Annotated in this window: 12 protein-coding genes and 1 pseudogene; 5 read left to right on the top strand and 8 right to left on the bottom strand. The window is 66.7% G+C overall.

Annotated elements, in window-relative coordinates; genetic code table 11:
• Positions 1–67 precede the first annotated feature (67 nt).
• Complete coding sequence (gene mshB, locus G6N34_RS04295) at positions 68–955, bottom strand: N-acetyl-1-D-myo-inositol-2-amino-2-deoxy-alpha-D-glucopyranoside deacetylase (RefSeq protein ID WP_085153961.1); 888 nt, start codon at positions 953–955, stop codon at positions 68–70.
• A 534-nt stretch (positions 956–1,489) separates the two neighbouring features.
• Between mshB and G6N34_RS04290 the strand changes: the two genes are divergently transcribed.
• Both G6N34_RS04290 and G6N34_RS04285 read left to right on the top strand, forming a co-directional pair.
• On the top strand, positions 1,490–3,301 hold the full coding sequence (locus tag G6N34_RS04290) for an autotransporter outer membrane beta-barrel domain-containing protein (RefSeq protein WP_133057799.1): 1,812 nt from the start codon (positions 1,490–1,492) through the stop codon (positions 3,299–3,301).
• Between the two features lie 265 nt (positions 3,302–3,566).
• The gene (locus G6N34_RS04285; RefSeq protein ID WP_133057798.1) at positions 3,567–4,625 is read left to right on the top strand and encodes a hypothetical protein; all 1,059 of its coding nucleotides are present in this window, start codon (positions 3,567–3,569) and stop codon (positions 4,623–4,625) included.
• Between the two features lie 130 nt (positions 4,626–4,755).
• On the opposite strand, the gene G6N34_RS04280 is transcribed toward G6N34_RS04285, so the two are convergent.
• Positions 4,756–6,636, bottom strand: a complete 1,881-nt coding sequence (locus tag G6N34_RS04280; RefSeq protein WP_085154092.1) for an ABC transporter family substrate-binding protein — start codon at positions 6,634–6,636, stop codon at positions 4,756–4,758.
• A gap of 459 nt (positions 6,637–7,095) precedes the next feature.
• On the opposite strand from G6N34_RS04280, the gene G6N34_RS04275 reads away from it, so the two are divergent.
• A complete protein-coding gene (locus tag G6N34_RS04275) occupies positions 7,096–8,199 on the top strand; it encodes a hypothetical protein (protein WP_133057797.1) in 1,104 nt (367 codons plus the stop codon).
• A gap of 51 nt (positions 8,200–8,250) precedes the next feature.
• On the opposite strand, the gene typA is transcribed toward G6N34_RS04275, so the two are convergent.
• Entirely contained in the window at positions 8,251–10,158 is a 1,908-nt protein-coding gene (gene typA, locus G6N34_RS04270; protein ID WP_085153952.1) for a translational GTPase TypA, read from the bottom strand.
• Positions 10,159–10,211: 53 nt separating this feature from the next.
• Here typA and G6N34_RS27585 point away from each other — a divergent pair, with 53 nt between their 5' ends.
• Together G6N34_RS27585 and G6N34_RS04265 are read left to right on the top strand one after the other, a co-directional pair.
• Positions 10,212–10,379: a hypothetical protein gene (locus tag G6N34_RS27585; RefSeq protein WP_109788585.1), complete on the top strand. Its 168-nt coding sequence runs from the start codon at positions 10,212–10,214 to the stop codon at positions 10,377–10,379.
• Positions 10,380–10,517: 138 nt separating this feature from the next.
• Positions 10,518–10,781, top strand: coding sequence for a hypothetical protein (locus G6N34_RS04265; protein WP_085153950.1), 264 nt, complete (start codon positions 10,518–10,520; stop codon positions 10,779–10,781).
• A gap of 12 nt (positions 10,782–10,793) precedes the next feature.
• Here the strand turns inward: G6N34_RS04265 and narI are convergent.
• From narI to G6N34_RS04240, 5 genes and pseudogenes are all read right to left on the bottom strand, one after another.
• Positions 10,794–11,519: pseudogene (gene narI, locus G6N34_RS04260) on the bottom strand (respiratory nitrate reductase subunit gamma); the annotation flags it as partial.
• Between the two features lie 2 nt (positions 11,520–11,521).
• Positions 11,522–12,175, bottom strand: a complete 654-nt coding sequence (gene narJ, locus G6N34_RS04255) for a nitrate reductase molybdenum cofactor assembly chaperone (RefSeq protein ID WP_085153946.1) — start codon at positions 12,173–12,175, stop codon at positions 11,522–11,524.
• Positions 12,172–13,821 (bottom strand): nitrate reductase subunit beta, encoded by a 1,650-nt coding sequence (gene narH, locus G6N34_RS04250; protein WP_085153944.1) that lies wholly within the window; start codon positions 13,819–13,821, stop codon positions 12,172–12,174. The genes narJ and narH overlap by 4 nt, the downstream gene beginning before the upstream one ends.
• The gene (locus G6N34_RS04245; protein ID WP_085153942.1) at positions 13,821–17,495 is read right to left on the bottom strand and encodes a nitrate reductase subunit alpha; all 3,675 of its coding nucleotides are present in this window, start codon (positions 17,493–17,495) and stop codon (positions 13,821–13,823) included. Before G6N34_RS04245 ends, narH begins: the two co-directional genes overlap by 1 nt.
• Positions 17,492–18,706, bottom strand: coding sequence for a nitrate/nitrite transporter (locus G6N34_RS04240; protein ID WP_085153940.1), 1,215 nt, complete (start codon positions 18,704–18,706; stop codon positions 17,492–17,494). The genes G6N34_RS04245 and G6N34_RS04240 overlap by 4 nt, the downstream gene beginning before the upstream one ends.
• Positions 18,707–18,746 lie beyond the last annotated feature (40 nt).

The following is an 18,746-nucleotide window of genomic DNA, read 5'->3' as shown; positions in this document are numbered from 1 at the left end:
GAACGTCTGAGCCAAAGACTTCGCCGGCGGGACTGCAGAGGGGGCAGTCCCGCCGGCGATTCCCTGTCTAAGGCAGGTCCAGGCCTGCCAGGAGGTCGGTCTCCCAACCGCGCTCGTTTCGCTCGCCGCTCTCCCCTGATGCGAGGACGTAGTGCTCGTATCCCGAGACCGGCAGTGCGAGGTTGTTCGAGAGCGCCGCGGCGCGACCGGTGGGACCGACGACGACCTGCGTGGCGTGTGCCCCAAGCGCTTCGATCTTGGCGGTCAACCCATCGGTGGCGTCGACCATCGCGGTGATCTGCTCGTCCGAGTAGCCGAACTCGATGTCGCTCGGCGGCAGCACCCATCCCGGCAGGAGGTCAGACGAGTCCAAACCGGCGGCGGCGGCCTGCACGGCACGGCCCGAGAGGACCGTCCAATAGAACTTGGACACCGTCCAGGGCTCACCGGGGTACTCCGTCGTGGCTGCGGCAGCGACCGCCGCCGTCGTCACCTCGTGTGCCCTGATGTGGTCTGGGTGCCCGTAACCGCCGTTGGGGTCATAGGTGACGACGACGTGGGGACGCAGATCGCGGATGATCTCCACGAGAGCGCCGACGGCCTCCCTCTCATCCGCGTCGACGAAGCGCTGCCGCCCGCCACGTGGAGGTGTTCCCGCCATCCCGGAGTCGCGCCAGTGTCCGGCCCCTCCGAGGAATATCGGGTCGTCGATCCCGAGAAGGTGCAGGGCCGAGCAGAGTTCGGCGATGCGGTATCCGCCCAACTGATCGGCGTGATCGACGGCCAACTGAGCCCATTGCTCGCCGATCACCTCTCCCTCCTCGCCGAGGGTGCAGGTGACGACCCGAACCTCGGCGCCGAGGGCTGCGTAGTGGGCGATGGTTGCCCCGTTGTTGATGGTCTCGTCGTCTGGGTGCGCGTGCACAAAGAGAAGACGTGGCCTTTCAGCTTGCATCGATTCAGCGTAGCGGCGATCTTTTGGCGAACGCCGCCCACCGGCAGCTTCCCAGGTTGAGCTCAGGTTCGCGGCCCTGGCAGCAAGGTTTTACGGCTCCGTCAGCCCCTTCCGAGAGGCTTCCTGAGAGTTCTCGACATCCCGCCGAGACTGTTTCGAGATCAAATTTCGTTCACCTGGGGCAAACATTCTCGTAGCGCCGCCAATCATTTTTGACGTTACCGGAAATTAACCACGGCTCATGTGGCCCAGCTAACAGTTATGCCGCTCGCGGGCGATCTTGAAGGCTGGTTACAGCAGCAACAGCAGCCTCACGCGTATCCAGCAAACAATGACAGCTCATGCCACCAGTTTCCGTTATCCACGGTCTTCGACACGTGAGTCCGCCGACGCCACCGACCTTCGCCAGCAAACTTAGTTGAAAACGCAAAGATCGACCGAATTGGTCTGCAATTCCCTGAGCAGAACCTGAGAAATTGCCCCTACGCTCACAGCTACCCGGTTCAGCCCAACCAGAAGGGGAAGTAACAAAAAATGGAGATCTCCGCCCGCTCGTACCTCACGGCCGGCATGGCACTCACTGCAGCCAGTGCCATTGCTTTGACGCCCGTCGTGGTCACACCAAGCGACAATCGGACCCTGACGATTCCGAGCGTCTCGGTGCCCGACGTGCAGCTGTCGGCTGTGATCGACGACGCCGCGATCGCTGAGTTCATCGCCGCACTCAACGCCGGCCTCGCCGACGTCGTCGGGACGGTCGACGCGATCGCCTCGATTCCGGGGCAAACTCTGCTCGGCGTACTCGACGAAGCGTCCACCCTCAACACCGCCCTGTGGACCACCCTGATCGACGCCGCGGGTGGCCCGACGACGACCCTGGGCGGCCTGCTGTACGCCCTGTCCGCCACGTCAGAAGCGGGCTTCTCCCAGCTCCTGAGCACCGTCGGCAACGCCGACCTGATCGTCTCCTTCCTGCCGGGCGATGTCACCGACATCATCGGTTCGACGCTCATCGGTTCGCTGTCGACGGCTTTGTACGCTCTCGCCGACGTCGTCAACAACCCGCTGGCCCTGTCGAGCTACACCGGCCTGCTCAGCGGCGGCGTGGACATCGCCGCAGGCGCGGTCTACGGCGGCGTCGAACTGATCGACACCCTCGGTGGCGCGCTGTTGGGTTGGAACAACGTCGAGCCCTCCGCCGCACAGTCCGTGTCGTGGACGGACGGCCTGATCAAGCTCGGCATCGGAGAGGTGCAGGGCCAGATCAACATCGCGCTCGGCGGCCTGAGCGGCATCCTCAGCGGCCTCGCGACCGCCTCGGACAGCCAGATCGTCGCGGGTGTGGTTCAGGCGATCCAGGGCCTGGCGATCACCCCGATCTCTGCGGTGGTCAACGCCGCGGCGAGCACCGGAAACGCCGTCGTGGACGCCCTCCGGGCCGGCTTCTTCACCGCCACCGATATCCCCTGGTACGTGACCGCCAGCGTGCAGCAGGGCATCAACGGTGCGCTCACCGCCATCGGCGACCAGCCGCTGAGCCCCGCGAGCTACACCACGGCCCTGTCCTCGCTCATCAGCGGAGGCTTCGGGGTGCTCAACACCGGGATCATCGCCTCCGGCGATTTCCTGCACATCCCGGTGAACCTGGCATCCAGCCTGACGGAGACCACCGCGACTCTGATCGCCTCCCTCACGACCGGTGTCGCGGACGCGGTCTCCGGCCTGCTGACGGCCGTCGGCCTGCCCGAGGACATCGCGGGTCTGCCGGTGGCGTTGGCGGTGCAGATCAACCAGGTGATCAGCGACGCCAAGGACCTGGCGCTCGGCGGCCTCACCGCCGTCAACGGCCTGATCGACGACGGCGTCGACACCGCCCTCGCCATCTCCTACACGGTTGAGGAGACCATCACCGGCGCCCTGACGGCGATCGGCGAAGCGCTGACCCCGGAGGCACCGGATGCCGGTGCCGGTGCGCGTACCGCACTGGTCAACGTCGAGGTCGCCACCGATGTCGCCGTCGACAAGGAGATCGTCGCCGTCGACGACTCCACCATCAAGGACGAGACCTCCGAGGGCGAGACCTCGGTGGTCGTGAAGGATTCGGATCTGACCGAGACCCCGTCGACCGGCGGCTCCGACAGCGAATCCAGCACCGAAGCCCCGTCCACGGTGAGCAAGGCCAAGGAGAAGCGCGAAGCCGCCAAGGCCGAGCGTGCCGCGGCCAAGGCTGAGCGGACCGAAAAGCGTCAGGCCGCCAAGGCCGAGCGTGCCGAGAAGCGCACAGCCGCCAAGGCCGAGCGCGCCTCGAAGCGGGAGTCTGCGTCGAGCAGCGCCAGCGCCGAGTAACACCCCCACGAAGCGGGGCCCACTCATTGAGTGGGCCCCGCTTTGTTTCTGCTCGTGCCCCAGCCGCCAGCAAAGGCGAGCCGACCGCTCGATCTGCGGCCCCGTTCGACTCGACCAGCGGTCAGCTACCACCTCGAAACCAGGGATGCTTGCGCATTCAACGAGGTGGTGAAAGCTGAGAGGAACCTGAGCCATACTCGTCGCAGGGCGCATGGAAGACCTGCGCGGGGTTGGGGCAATCACAGAACCTTGGGGGGTTCAGCAAATGAAGAAGTCTGTTCAATGCCGTCTTGGTGCGGGTGTGGCGATCGTCGGCGCGAGCGTCATCGCTCTGACACCGATCGCGCCCGCGTCGGCGGCGACACCGCGGGCGATCGAAGCACAGGTTGGGCTGGCAGCAATCTATAACCAGCCGCCGACCGAACTGCTGGCGCTGTCCGGCCAGCGGTTCGTCACCACCGTGGCGTCAGCCCCGCTGACGCCCCTTGTCGCGGCGTACGTGGTGATCGCAGGTGACGAGAATCTGCTGCGCAGCGTGGTCACCGATGCCGCCGATACACCGCTGTGGGCGCTCGACCCCGTCTTGGAGGCCCTCGCGCAGATCATTCCGGACGAACTGGGCGGCGGAACCGGCGGCGAGCCCACCGATGGTGTCGGCGACGGGGCTCTGCTGAAGTTCCGCAACACCGCGCTGATCGACCTGCGCGACGATGTCGGCGACCTCGCCGAAGGCACGGCCATTTCCCTGCAGCGTCTGATCAGAGGACTCGCGTCGGCACCCCTCGGCGTGGTTCCCGTCGCGGAGGGGGCGCTCACCTCACTGTCGGGTGGTCCGAACACCGCGTTGTACCTGGCCCTGCGGGAGTACATCGACGCACCGCAGTGGATCGCTGATCCCGCCATCGAAGGCGTCGCGCGCGTGCTGCCCGCACCCGTCGGAGGCACAAACGGCGAACCCACGGACCCGACCGGTGACGGTCAGTTAATGCAGTTCCGCAACAACGTGCTTATCGGCGCCCGCGATTCGGTGCGCAAGACCGTGGCCGACGCCCTGGGAGTGAACCCCAATTCGGGTGCCCCGGTCCCCACGACGACCGTGCAGGCGCGCAGCAGCCTGCTGCCGTCCGCGGCCAGGGACACGGCTGCAAAGGACGTCAAGGACGAGAAGGACGACACGGCCGCGCCGAAGCGGATCACGCCGCTCTCCTCTCTGACCAAGGCCGACCGGAAGCTCGACGTGAAGGCTCCCGGTAAGCGCCTGGAGCGCCTCGTGAAACGCGTGACCGGCGCCGATCGTGCGTCGGCCGCCGACTCGAAGGACTGAGCCACTTCTGCCCCCTGCTCGGCGCCCGGCGTCGGACAGGGGGCAGTGGCGTTCACGGCCGCGGGCACCCCTCCGCATCAGTTCAGGGCGTCACCCGGCCGCAGTGACTCTCACAGCAGGACTCGATCGGTCAGGGCTTCTTCGCCCACGTGCCGGCATCGCCGACGATGCCCACCGGCACCGCGCCGGTCAGGGCAACGTTCAGCACGGACGGCCCCGCCGCCACGATGGTGGTGTCCTGCAGGATGGGCATCACGGTCCACATGTTCCACAGCTTGGGCTCGACGGCGTCGATCACCGCGCCGATCTCTTTCGAACCGTCAAGGGCCGCATCGATATTGGCCTGAATGCTGCGGTCGCAGACCTGCGTCAGGTTGGACGGCGCCTGAACCAGTTCGGCCGACTCCGCAGGCGGCGGGGGCACGGTGGTGGTGGTCGGAGTCGCGGTGGGCGACGTCGGCTTCGGTGACGCAGAGGTGGTGGTCGGACTCACCGACGTCGGCTTTGGTGACGCGGAGGTGGGGGTCGGCGTGGCCCCCGTCGTCGGAACCGGAGTCGCCTCCAGCGCTGGGCAGCCGTACCTCGAGGCCAGCAGCGTCGCGAGGTCTCCCCCGGCCCGATGCCACCCGACGATCGCGTCAACCTTGTTGTTGGCCAGGGCGTCTCCGTACAACGCGACCGGGTCCAACGCCAGGACTGAGGCCGCAATGCCTGCGTTCCGCAGTTGGTCGGCGGCAGTGTTGGCCACTGCCACGGACGTCGGATCGTTGGCTGCGACCCCGAGCACCAGCGCAAGCTGCTTGTCGTCCTTGACCAGACGAGGCCGGGACGGTTCCTGCTCCGGAGTGGCACTCTCCGGTTCGAACACATAACCGGCGCCCTCGAGGAGGTCGAGCGCGGCCTCCCGCGTGAGCGCCGCGGGGGCGGTGGGCACGTATCCGGGATCCGACGGCGAGCGGACCTGTGCCTGGGCCAGCGTCACGGTGTTGTCGCTGCCGGCACCCACGGCGGCCAGAAGGTCGACGTCGATGAGGCCGAGAACGCCCTTGCGCACCTGCGGATCTGACAGCTGGGGCTGTTGACCGCGCAGCGTCAACTGCATGACGCGGGGCGTCACGATCCTCGCGGTGCGCACATCGGGAATGGCCGACAACTGAGCGAAGGCCGCGGCACCGCCATGGACCTGAGCCACCTGTGTGTCGCCGTTACGGATCGAATCGGCCAGCGCCGCAGGAGCTCCGGCTCTGCGGAAGAGGATCTGATCGGGCACCGCGGGCTGGCCCCAGAACCTGTCGTTGCGCGCCAGCAGGATCTCATCGCGTTGCGGATCGATGGCCTCGACCCTGAACTGACCACCCGTCACGGGCAGGGCGCGGGCCAGACCCGCTCCGAACCCGCCGGGCACGTCCTTGACGATGTGGGCCGGAAGGATGTCGGTGAAGAGTTCCCGCCAGGCCGGGTAGGGCTGCGAGAACGTCACGACCGCGGTCTTACCGCCTTCGATCGACTGCACGCCGGTGATCAGGTCATAACCCGCGGGATCCACCACGCCGGGATGGCTGACCATCTGGCGCCACAGGTACCAGAAGTCGTCCGCGGCGATCGGGGCGTTGTCGGTCCACGACGCCTCGGGTCGGATCTTGTAGGTGACCGTGAACGGATCCTCGCTGGTGACCTCGGCCGACAGCAGCAGGGTGTTGTCGATCTCCCAGCGCGATCCCGTCGAAGTCTTGTTGTCGACGACCGGACGGAACGCACTGGGCAGCACCAGGGCACTGATCGCCGCATTGACGGGTGACTGATCAGAGAGCAGATGCGGATTGAAGCCGGGGCCCACGTTGTCGATGCCCACGATGATCTGGGTCGCCTTCGGCGGCGGCGGGGGCGTGCTCTCCACGGTCTCCGTGCTCTGCGGCGCCGGAGGCGGACTGACCGTGCACGCCCCGGTGACCAGCGCAGACAAAACGGCCGCGGTCGTCATCAGGCGGCGGCGGGCGGTCGGCACGCACATCAGCGTATCGGCAGGTTCGGCGGCCTTCTGCCGGTCATCACCGGCATCAGCGAGCACAGACGTTGCCCAGCAAAGGTTTGCCCGATGCCATAAGTCCGCCGGACAATTGTGCAGGGTGGGCTATTCGGCGCTCCTCTGAAGAATTTCGCCATATTGTCGGCGGCAAGATTTTCGCAGGTCCGCACACCATTCATGCCAGCGACAATTACGTTAGCTGTTATAGACGGCTATCGCCTCAAAGGTTGCGGTGCGAAGGTGGTCGTCCTCCGCCCTGAGAGGGGCCCGCTTTCTCGTGTTGAACTGCGCTGACCATAGCAGCTATTTCACCTTTGCTAAACAACTATTTGCGTTGTTAAGCACATTGATCGACCATGCCGTTAATTTTTGCTGAAAAACAATCGCTCAGCTTCCTCTCAGGTACGTTTCCGCACATCAGCCACCATTGGAAAGGGTCTCCAGATGTCAATTGCAATACGAAGTCATTTAGCCGCGGGAGTCGCGCTTGTCGGCGTCGGCGCCCTGCTGGTGTCACCCGTCACACCGGGGCCGGAAGTTCGCTCAGTTCACGACATCACCGTCGTCCCCACCGCGATGGCCACAGGGCCGATCAACCCGATCCAGGCGTTCTCCCCCGTCGTGCAGGCCACGATTCGGGACCTCACGCTGTCCACGATGGACTTCGTCAGCGACCCGGTGCCGATCACGAGCCAACTCATCTCGAACCAGCTGTACTTCACCGGGGGACTCGCGGCCGCGGCGGTGGACGCCGGTGCCACGCTCTCGAGCATCGTCTGGGACCTGCCCGCCACGTTGAGCTCCGCTAGGGATCTGGTCCGCAGTGGCGACGTCGAAGGTGCCATCGCGGTGCTCGAGGACGGCACCATAGGCCGCGCCCTCCAGGCGGCCGACAGACTGATCCGAACCGGCCAGCAGATCATGCGGATGCAGGCCGAGATCGTCGGACGACTTTCCGAAGTCGTACCGGAGGCGGCCAGGGCCATCCTCGCGGCCTCGGCGAACGCCTTCCGGGAGATCACCCGCGCTCAGATCACCGCATTCGTGGGAGTTGTCGATGCCGCCAAGACACGCGACCTCACCGCGACCTACAACGCCGTGGTGACAGGCGCGGCCAACGTCGCCGACGTCACGCGGGCGGTCACCATCGGAACTGGCATCCGCGACGACGCCCCGGTCGAGATGAAGATGGAGGTGCGCCACCGGAGCATCCTGGCCACGGTGCGCGCCGCGCAGCTCAGCATCGCCGACGCGCTCAACCCGGGGAGGATCAAGACGGTCGACGACCAGGCCAAGCTCGCCGACGAACCGCGGGCCAAGCTGGTCAAGGCGGATCGGGCCGCCCTCACCGACGACACCGCCGGCCTTGCCAAGACCGACGGCGACACCGACGGGGCCGCCAAGACGACGAAGACCCCGAAGGCCAAGCCAGGCGCGGCACTGCGTCAGGCGGCGAAGTCGGTGCGCACCGAGGTCAAGGCCGCGGTGGCCAAGGTCAAGAAGGCACTGTCACCGAAGCCGAAGAAGACCGCCGACGCCACCGAGTGACGGCGGCGAAACCCGCTGGGCCTCTCCGCCAGGAGGGGCCCAGCGTGCTGTCTAGACCTTGGCGTTCGCCTTGGCGCGCGCCTTGGCGCGGGCCCGCAGGCTGGCCGTCAGTTCCACCTTGCGCACCCGAACGATCTCAGGCGTGACCTCGACGCACTCGTCCTCGGCGCAGAACTCCATGGCCTTCTCCAGGTCGAGTTCCAGCGGCCGGGCCAGCGTCTCCATCACGTCGGCGGTCGAGCTGCGCATGTTCGTCAGCTTCTTCTCGCGCGTGATGTTGATGTCGAGATCCTCGGCGCGCGGGTTGATGCCGACGACCTGACCCTCGTAGGTCTCCTCGCCGGGCTCGACGAAGAACTGCCCGCGATCGGCGAGCTGGATCATCGCGAACGGGGTGATCTGACCGCTTCGATCGGACACCAGCGAGCCGGTGTGCCGTGCGCGGATCTCACCGGCCCACGGGCGGTAGCCGTCGAACACGGCGTTGGCGATACCAGTGCCCCGGGTCAGCGTCAGGAAATCGGTGCGGAAGCCGATCAGGCCACGGCTGGGCACGATGAAGTCCATCCGCACCCATCCGGCGGCGTGGTTGGCCATCTGTTCCATGCGCCCCTTGCGGGCGGCCATCAGCTGGGTGACGGCGCCGAGGAACTCCTCGGGGCAGTCGATGGTCAGCGCTTCGAACGGCTCGTGCAGCTTGCCGTCGATGGTCTGGGTGACCACCTGCGGCTTACCGACGGTCAGCTCGAAGCCCTCGCGGCGCATCTGCTCGACGAGGATCGCCAGCGCCAGCTCACCACGGCCCTGCACCTCCCACGCGTCGGGACGGCCGATGTCGACGACCTTGAGCGAGACGTTGCCGACGAGTTCGGCGTCCAGCCGGCTCTTGACCATGCGCGCGGTCAGCTTGTGACCGGACACCTTGCCGGCCAGCGGCGAGGTGTTGGTGCCGACGGTGACCGAGATGGCCGGCTCATCGACGGTGATGCGCGGCAGTGCGTGCGCATGATCCGGGTCGGCCAGGGTGTCACCGATCATGATGTCCGGCATGCCGGCGACCGCGACGATGTCACCTGCGATGGCCTCCTCGGTGGGAGTGCGCTCGACGCCGACGGTGACCAGAAGTTCGGTGATCTTGGCGTTCGTGACGACGGGGTGCCCGTCAATCTCACGCATCCAGGCCACCTGCTGGCCCTTCTTGATCTTGCCCTTGTAGATGCGAATCAGCGCGAGTCGGCCCAGGAAGGCCGAGGCGTCGAGGTTGGTGACCAGCGCCTGCAGCGGGGCTTCCGGATCGCCCTGCGGGGGCGGGATGTGCTCGAGCAGCACGTCGAACAGCGGGTCGAGGTTCTCCCCGTCCGGGTTCTGGCCGTCCTCAGGTGCGGTGGTGCTGGCGATGCCGGCGCGGCCCGAGGCGTACAGGGTCGGCAGGTCGAGCGCCTTCTCAGCCGCGGCCTGGGCCTCCTCGTCGAGGTCGGAGGCGACATCGAGCAGCAGGTCGTGGCTCTCCTCGACGACCTCGGCGATGCGGGCGTCGGGCCGGTCGGTCTTGTTGACCACCAGGATCACCGGAAGGTGCGCGGCGAGCGCCTTGCGCAGCACGAATCGGGTCTGCGGCAGCGGCCCCTCGGACGCATCGACCAACAGCACCACGCCGTCGACCATGGACAGACCGCGCTCGACCTCACCACCGAAGTCGGCGTGGCCCGGGGTGTCGATCACGTTGATCACGGTGACCGAGCCATCCGCGTTGTGCCGGTGCACCGCGGTGTTCTTGGCCAGGATCGTGATGCCCTTTTCCTTCTCAAGGTCACCGGAGTCCATGATGCGCTCGGCAGCGTCGTCACCACGGTGCGTCAAGGCCCCTGACTGCCGCAGCATCGCGTCGACCAGAGTCGTCTTGCCGTGGTCGACGTGAGCGACGATCGCGACGTTTCTAAAGTTGGGGCGAGATTCCACTTACAGATTGTCGCAGTGCAGGCCCCGATCACGAAAACGAGAACAGCCAGCCAGTGAAGTCAAGCAAGTATGCCGACCTCAAACCGAAGAAGAAGTGCTGCCGCAGCAAGCCCCGCTGCAAGCGCTGCCCACTGGTGCTGAACAAGGTCCACAAAGCCGAGTTGACGGGTCTTCGCGGCAAGGAACTCGAGAAGGTCTACAAACGCGCCCGAAAGGCCTGATCGCGTCACCGAGACCGCCCCTGCGGCGCACCGTTCTCGCACTTCGGCGCCCTGATTGCGGCCCCAACGCGAAGCTTGGCGGCGTACCGTGGAGTCACCCGCCGGAAGGTCTCTCAGGGCTGGTTTGGAGGTACCGACATGGTCGTCACGGCTATAGCGCTTGCGGTCATCGCGTTCGTCGGATTCGCCGCAACATTGGCCATCTATCTGGGCCTGCTCAATTGGATGGGCGGGTTCTATGTGGTGCATTGCAGTGAGTGTCATCACCTCACCGGATCGGCGGTGAATTCCTCACCGACGTCGTGCCCGCACTGCAGGCACCCGGCGCTGATGCACCCGTTATATGCCGCGCACCATCGTCGCGCGCCCGTGCGAGTGCTGGCGGACTCGCTGCATTACTGACCCTGCCCACCGTCACCAACCGCGGCGATGCGGCCGGGAGCCGACCAGTTCGGTCGGTCGGGCTGCATCACGGGTCCGATAGACGATGTAGGGCCGGAACAGGTACGCGAACGGGGCGCTGAACGCGTGCACAAGCCTGGTGAACGGCCACAGGCAGAACAGCGCCAACCCGATGAGGACGTGCACCTGGTAGTAGATGGGCGCACCCGCCATCAGGTCGCCGCGCGGGTCCAGCACCCAGATCGACCGGAACCACACCGACACCGACTCCCGGTAGTTGTAGGGCTCGCCGACGAGCCCCGATCCCAGCGCGGTGGCGCACAGGCCCGCCACGATCGCGGCCACCAGCACCGCGTACATCAGCTTGTCGTTGCGCGTGGTCGCCATGAACACCGGACCGGTGGTGCGGCGCCGATACACCAGCAGCACGATGCCCACCAGCGTGGCGATGCCGGCGATGGACCCCAGGATGACGGCCTGGAGGTGATAGGCGTACTCGCTCAGGCCCAGCGCACGCGTCCAGGATTCAGGGATCACCAGGCCGATCACGTGGCCGATGATGACCACCAGGATGCCGAAGTGGAACATCGGGCTGCCGATCCGCAGCAGTCGCGATTCGTAGAGCTGCGACGAGCGGGTGGTCCACCCGAACTTGTCGTAGCGGTAGCGCCACCAGCTTCCGACGATCACGACGGCCAGCGTCACGTACGGGATCACATCCCAGAAGACAGCACCCATGGCTATGGCACCTTCTCGGTTCGTCTGGGCGGCACGGTCAGCGTGAACGGCTCCAGCCCAACGGCTTCGACGGGCGGCCCGGCCGCGGCCAGTCTCCGAGCCAGCTGCACGTCCTGGTCGCCGGCCGCAGGCAGCGTCGAACACACCGCGGCGAGCACGTCACCATAGGGTGAGCCGCGCTCGGTCAGGGCCGCGCGCACCACGTCAAGCGGCACCCGATGTTCGGTGAGCAGACGCAGCCCTGCCTCGGGATCCACCCGGGCGGCGAACTCGAGCAGCACCGGAAGGTGGTCGGGCGACTCCTTTTTGGGCGCGTCCGCTCCGGAAGTCCGGTACACAGCGGCGAATTCGTGCATCGCGGCACCACGGCGCCTGGTGTCCCCCGCGGTCCAGTAGGTGAGGTACAGCGTGGCGTGCCGATTCAGGTCGAACGTCTCGACATAGTCTTCGGCGGCCTGCCGCGAACCGCGGCTGATCAGCGCGGTGTGCGCACGCACCAGAAGGTCGCGGGCACAGCCCGGCACATGGTCGAGAAGCTGCGTCACCACCTGCAAACGGGCGCTGTGCCCCTCGTCGGGATAGGTCAGCAGCAGCGAGGCCGCCTGCCATACCGCGCGATCCGTCGACGTCACTGCGCGCCTGCGCCCCAGCCTCATCGCTGTCCTCCGTCCGGGAACAACCCGGGTGGCGCACCGCGGCCGTCCCAGTTGAGCAGATTGAGCCGCGACGGCCTGCTGGCGTTGGCGGCCATCTCGCCGGTGGTCTGCCGGCGCTGAAGGGCGTGGAAGGTTTCCACCGCCACCGGCACCGGCACGCCGCTGGCCTCACCGAACGGACCGGATGCGTACATGCCGGGACCGCCGTCGAAATCCAGTGAGCAGGCGGGTTCCTCGACCGGCGCCCCTGTCGGGGCGTAGGCACTGGGGATGACGTAGCGCTCGTCGTACTTCGCGATCGCCAGCAGTCGATACATGTCGTAGATCTGCTGTTCGGTCATACCCACCGCGGCCGGAATGTGCGCCTGGGTCTCACGGCCGAGGTTGATGTCACGCATGTAGGACCGCATCGCCGCCAGTCGCCGCAACACGGCCTCGACCGGGGCCGTGTCCCCCGCGGTGAACAGCCCGGCCAGGTACTCGATCGGAATGCGCAGCGCCTCAAGGGCGCCGAACAGGTTGCCGATGTCCTCTCCGTCGTGTCCGTCACGGCTGACGGCGTCGACCACGGGCGACAGCGGCGGGATGTACCAAACCATCGGCACGGTGCGGAACTCCGGATGCAGAGGCAACGCGACCCGGTAGGTGTTGATCAGCGCATACACCGGTGAGCGCTGGGCCGCCGCGATCCACTCGGGGGAGATGCCCTCGGCGCGGGCGCCCGCGATCACCTGAGGGTCGTTGGGGTCCAGCAGGATCTCGCGCTGCGCCTCGTAGAGGTCCTTCTCGTCGGCGACGGAGGCGGCCTCCAGGACGCGGTCGACGTCGTAGAACACCAGACCCAGGTAGCGCAGGCGTCCGACGCACGTCTCCGAACACACCGTCGGCAGGCCGACCTCGATGCGCGGGTAGCACAGCGTGCACTTCTCGGCCTTGCCGGTCTTGTGGTTGAAATACACTTTCTTGTAAGGGCATCCAGAGACGCACATCCGCCAACCGCGGCACCGGTCCTGGTCGACCAGAACGATCCCGTCCTCGCTGCGCTTGTACATCGCACCAGACGGGCAGGACGCCACACAGGACGGATTCAGGCAGTGCTCGCAGATGCGCGGCAGATAGAACATGAAGGTCTCTTCGAGTTCCAACCTGACCTGCTCGCTGACCTGCTTGAGCACCGGGTCATGCGGCACGATCTCCGGTGAGCCCCCCAGGTCGTCGTCCCAGTTGGCCGACCACGACACCTTCATCGGCTTGCCGCTGATCAGGCTGCGGGGCGCCGCGACCGGAATGTGTTCCCCCAGCGGGGCCGAGGTCAGGTTCTCGTAGTCGTAGGTCCACGGTTCGTAGTAGTCGTCGATGGACGGCAACTTCGGATTGGAGAAGATCCGCGCCAGTTTGGCCAGCCTGCCGCCGTCACGCAATCTCAGCCGGCCCCTGCGATCTCGGACCCATCCGCCTCGCCAACGATCCTGGTCCTCATAGGTGCGCGGATAGCCCAGGCCGGGGCGGGTTTCGACGTTGTTGAACCAGACGTACTCGGTGCCCGCGCGATTGGTCCAGGCCTGTTTGCAGGTCACTGAGCAGGTGTGGCAGCCGATGCACTTGTCGAGGTTCATCACCATCGCCATCTGAGCCATGACACGCATCAGTACGTCACCTCCTGCGAGCGACGGCGCACCATGGTGACCTCGTCGCGCTGGTTGCCGGTGGGCCCGAGGTAGTTGAACGCATACGCCGTCTGGGCGTATCCGCCGGCCAGATGGCTGGGCTTGATCAGCAGCCTGGTCAGCGAATTGTGGATGCCGCCACGGGTTCCGGTGGTCTCGGTCAACGGCACATCGATCGTGCGCTCCTGCGCGTGATAGACGAAGACGACACCGTCCGGCATGCGGTGGCTCACCACGGCGCGGCACACCACGACGCCGTTGCGGTTCACGGCCTCGACCCAGTCGTTGTCGCTCACGTCGATCTTCGCGGCATCGGCGGGCGACATCCACATCGTCGGCCCGCCCCGCGACAGCGACAGCATTAACAGGTTGTCCTGGTACTCGGAGTGAATGGACCATTTGGAATGCGGGGTCAGATACCGCACGGTCAACCCCAGGGCCCCGGTGGTCCCGAGTTCCGGCTCCCCGAAGAGCCTCGCGATGTCCAACGGCGGCCGATAGACGGGAAGCTGCTCACCGAGCTCCTCGAGCCAGTCGTGGTCGAGGTAGAAGTGCATTCGCCCGGTGAGCGTGTGGAAGGGTTTGAGTCCTTCGATGTTCACGGTGAACGGCGCGTAGCGGCGGCCCCCGGTCTCGCTCCCCGACCATTCCGGGCTCGTGATCACCGGAACCGGGCGGGCCTGGGTGTCGGCGTAGGTGATTCGGCGCTCCTCGCTGCCCTCGGCCAGGTGCACGAGTTGGCGTCCCGTGCGACGCTCGAGTTCGCGGAAACCCTGCACCGCCAGCCGGCCGTTGGATGTACCCGACAGGGCGAGAATGACATCGGCCATCCGCTCGGCCGTCGTGATCGCCGGGCGGCCCTGAGCCACACCGGAACTCAGCACCCCGAACTTGGCGGCCAGCTGTTCGACCTCGACGTCCGGATGCGTGGTGATGCCCTTGGTGGTCAACCCCAATCGTTCGGTCAGCGGTCCCAGTGTCGACCACTTGTCGAAGATCGCGGCGTAATCGCGCTCCACGACGGCCACCGGCCCCATCGTCTTCCCCGGTACCGGCACCGCTCCGCTGGCGCGCCAGTCATTCTCGGCACCACCGGGGCAGGCCATGGCCGCGGGGGTGTCGTGCTGCAGCGTGGTGAGGACGACGTCGCTGCGGACGCCGAGGTGCTTGGCGGCCAGGATGCTAAACGCCCGGGCGACTGCCCCGAAGGCGTCAAAATCCGACCGGGTCTCCCAGGGCGGGTCGATCGCAGGGGTGAAGGCGTGCACGTAGGGGTGCATGTCGGTGCTCGACAGATCCGCCTTCTCGTACCAGGTGGCCGCGGGCAGCACCACGTCGGACAGCAGGGTTGTCGACGTCATCCGGAAGTCGACGGACATCAGCAGATCGAGCTTGCCTTCAGGAATGTCCTCGGTCCAGGTGATGCCCTTCGGCCGAACATGTTCCGGTGCGGGCGTGGCCTGCAGGTTCGACGTGGTGCCCAGCAGGTGCCGCAGGAAGTACTCGTTGCCCTTGCTTGAGGAGCCCAGCAGGTTGGCCCGCCAGACGTTGAGCACCCGGGGCCAGTTGCGCGGGTTGTCCGGGTCCGTGACGGCCAATTGCAGTGCACCCGAGGACAACTGCTCGGCGACGTACTCGGCGGGGTCGCGGCCGGAGGCCTGCGCCTCGTCGGCGACCTGCAGGCTTGACTTGTCGAACTGCGGATAGAACGGACTCCATCCCATCGCCGCGGCCGAGGCCAGCACGTCCATGGTGTGCCGATCGCGGAAGCGGCCCCGGCCCGTCGGACTGGCGAGCGCATCGGCGCGGTAGCCGTCGTACCGCCACTGGTCGGTGTGGGCGTACCAGTAGGAGGTGCCCGCCATCTGCCTCGGGGGCCGCGACCAGTCGGTCGCCATGGCCACGGTGGACCAACCCGTCACGGGCCGGCACTTCTCCTGTCCGACGTAGTGCGCCCATCCCCCGCCGTTGCGGCCCATCGATCCAGTCAGCAGCAGCAGCGCCAGGATCGCGCGGTAGGTGGCGTCACCGTGGAACCACTGGCAGATGCCTGCCCCCATGATGATCATCGAGCGGCCACCGGACTCCTCGGCGTTGCGCGCGAATTCGCGGGCCACCCGGATGGCCTGTGCCGCTGAGACTCCGGTGATCGACTCCTGCCAGGCCGGGGTGTACTGGTGCGCGGCATCGTCGTACCCGGTGGGCCACTCGCCCGGCAGACCGGGACGCGCGACACCGTACTGCGCCAACATGAGGTCGAATACCGTGCACGCCAGATGCTCACCGATGCGACGGACGGGCACCCCACGCGCCAGGGTCGCACCGTGGCCGTCGACGGTGTCGAAGCTGGGCAGCAGGATCGCCGCTGACTCCCCGTCCGCGCGGGCGACGGTGAGCGCGGGCACGATGTCGCCGAGGTCGAGGTTCCATTTCCCCACGCCGTCGTCACCGAAGCGGAAGCCGAGCGAACCGCGCGGCACCGCAACGGAATCGGTCTTCCCGTCCAGCAGTACGGGTTTGAATGCCGCGTTCTCGACGTCGTGCCCGAGATCGGCGGCGGTCAGGTTCTTGCCTGGTACCAGGGCGCCGTCGCGATGTTCGATCTTGACCAGAAACGGCAGGTCGGTGAACTGCCGCACATAATCGGTGAAGAACGGGACACGCTGCTCGACAAAGCATTCGGTGAGAAGGACATGGCCCATCGCCATCGCCAGCGCGCCGTCGGTGCCCGCCGCACACGGCATCCATTCGTCGGCGAACTTCGTGTTGTCGGCGTAATCCGGGCTGACCGAGACCACCTTGGTGCCGCGGTAGCGCACCTCCGCCATCCAGTGCGCATCGGGTGTCCGGGTCACCGGCACATTGGAGCCCCACATGACCAGATAGGCGGCGTCCCACCAGTCGCCGGACTCGGGCACGTCGGTCTGATCGCCGAACACCTGCGGTGAGGCCACCGGCAGGTCGGCATACCAGTCATAGAACGAGGTCATGACCCCGCCGAGGAGTTCCACGAAACGCGAGCCGGCGGCGTGCGACACCATCGACATGGCCGGAATCGGGGAGAATCCGGCCACCCGGTCGGGGCCGTACTCGGCGATGGTGTGGACGTGGGCTGCCGCGATCATCTCGGCGGCCTCGGCCCAGCTCACCCGCACCAGGCCGCCCTTCCCCCGGGCGCGCTGATACTGACTGCGGCGCAACGGATCCGACTGAAGGTCAGCCCATGCCAGCACGGGATCACCGAGCCTGGACTTGGCCTCCCGGTACATGTCGATGAGCACGCCGCGCGCGTAGGGGTAACGCACCCGAGTGGGCGAATAGGTGTACCAGGAGAACGCCGCACCCCTCGGACAACCGCGGGGTTCGTACTCCGGGCGGTCGGGACCGACCGACGGATAGTCGGTCTCCTGGGTCTCCCAGGTGATGATGTCGTCCTTGACGTAGACCTTCCACGAGCACGACCCGGTGCAGTTGACGCCGTGCGTGGAGCGCACCACCTTGTCGTGGCTCCAGCGGTCGCGGTAGAAGACGTCGCCGTCGCGTCCGCCGGTGCGGGTGACGGTGCGCAGATCGTCGGAGACCTGACCCGGCGTGAAGAACCGCCCACTGCGCTCCAGCAGCTCTTCGAGGGGTCCGCCGATGCGTGCGGTCATGAGGTGTCCTTCTGGTCTTCGTGCGCCGACAATCGCAGTGCCGTGTAGGCCAGGGCGCACAATGCGGTCACGACCAGGAGCAGCAGTCCGACCGTGTAGTCGTTGTCCACCGGGTCGTAGCTGGCGCCCATGACCAGCGGTGGGAAGTATCCGCCCAGACCTCCTGCGGCGGCCACGATTCCGGTGACCGATCCGACCGACTTGCGGGGTGCACGTCGGGCGACCCAGGCGAACACACCGCCGGTGCCGATTCCGAGGAACACCGCCAGCAGGGTGAAGGTGATGGCCGACCACAGATCGGCGGGCGGTTGTGTGACCGCGATGAGCGCCATGACTGCCGTCCCGCCCAGCGAGGCCAGCACCACCGTCCTGGGTGGGATGCGATCGGCCAGCGCGCCGCCAATGGGGCGGGCGATCACGGCAGCCAGTGCAAACGCCGCGGTGCGCGCTCCGGCGTCTACGGGGGAGAAACCGTAGATGGTCTTGATGTAGGTGGGCAGGTAGTTGCTGAACGCGACGAATCCACCGAACACCACGGCGTAGAGGAACGACATCTCCCAGGTGACCCGCAGCTTGGCCGCCGCCAACAGCTTGGGCGCCACCGGATCGGTGTTGGTGTGGAAGGCCGGAGCATCCTTGAGCGCGACGAAACTGATCAACGCGGTGACGGCGAGCGCGGCGGCGATGAGGACGTGGGTGGCCATCAGGCCGAACCAGGTGACGAGCCTGGGGGTGAAGAAGGCCGACAGGGCCGTGCCCACCATGCCGGCCCCGAACACGCCGGTGGCGAATCCGCGCCGGGACGGTTCGTACCAGTTGTTGGAGAACGGAATGCCGACCGCGAAAATGGTGCCCGCCACGCCCAGGAAGAAGCCGAAGACCAGCAGCAGCGGATACGACCCCGCGGTTCCCGCGGCGCCGACCGCGAGCACGGGCAGGATGGACGCCAGGGTGACCGCGATGAGCATGCGTCGGCCGCCGAAGCGATCGGTCAGCGGCCCGCTGACAAGTCGACCGAGCGAGCCCACCAGGATCGGCGTCGCGACCAACAGTGACGCCTGCGTGCTGCTCAGGGAGAGATCAGCGGCGTAGGTGGTCGACAAGGGCCCGATGAGATTCCAGGCCCAGAAGTTGATCGTCGAAACCCAGGTCGCCAGTGCAAGGTTCACGCCCTGCCCGGCGTAAGTGGACGACGGGGTCGCCGTTGTCACCCCTTCAGCAAAGCACTCCGGGCGCAGCGCGGGTTGACTT

Origin of the sequence: Mycolicibacterium confluentis (genome assembly GCF_010729895.1) — a bacterium.
GTDB lineage: Bacteria > Actinomycetota > Actinomycetes > Mycobacteriales > Mycobacteriaceae > Mycobacterium > Mycobacterium confluentis.
This window is presented reverse-complemented; position numbering and strand designations above follow the sequence as displayed.

What these genes read in the sequence shown, in the direction of transcription:
- mshB (WP_085153961.1), bottom strand. Translation starts at nt 955, where the DNA reads ATGCAAGCTGAAAGGCCACGTCTTCTCTTTGTGCACGCGCACCCAGAC.
- G6N34_RS04280 (WP_085154092.1), bottom strand. Translation starts at nt 6,636, where the DNA reads ATGTGCGTGCCGACCGCCCGCCGCCGCCTGATGACGACCGCGGCCGTT.
- G6N34_RS04265 (WP_085153950.1), top strand. Translation starts at nt 10,518, where the DNA reads ATGGTCGTCACGGCTATAGCGCTTGCGGTCATCGCGTTCGTCGGATTC.
- narJ (WP_085153946.1), bottom strand. Translation starts at nt 12,175, where the DNA reads ATGAGGCTGGGGCGCAGGCGCGCAGTGACGTCGACGGATCGCGCGGTA.
- G6N34_RS04275 (WP_133057797.1), top strand. Translation starts at nt 7,096, where the DNA reads ATGTCAATTGCAATACGAAGTCATTTAGCCGCGGGAGTCGCGCTTGTC.
- G6N34_RS04285 (WP_133057798.1), top strand. Translation starts at nt 3,567, where the DNA reads ATGAAGAAGTCTGTTCAATGCCGTCTTGGTGCGGGTGTGGCGATCGTC.
- narH (WP_085153944.1), bottom strand. Translation starts at nt 13,821, where the DNA reads ATGCGTGTCATGGCTCAGATGGCGATGGTGATGAACCTCGACAAGTGC.
- G6N34_RS04245 (WP_085153942.1), bottom strand. Translation starts at nt 17,495, where the DNA reads ATGACCGCACGCATCGGCGGACCCCTCGAAGAGCTGCTGGAGCGCAGT.
- G6N34_RS04290 (WP_133057799.1), top strand. Translation starts at nt 1,490, where the DNA reads ATGGAGATCTCCGCCCGCTCGTACCTCACGGCCGGCATGGCACTCACT.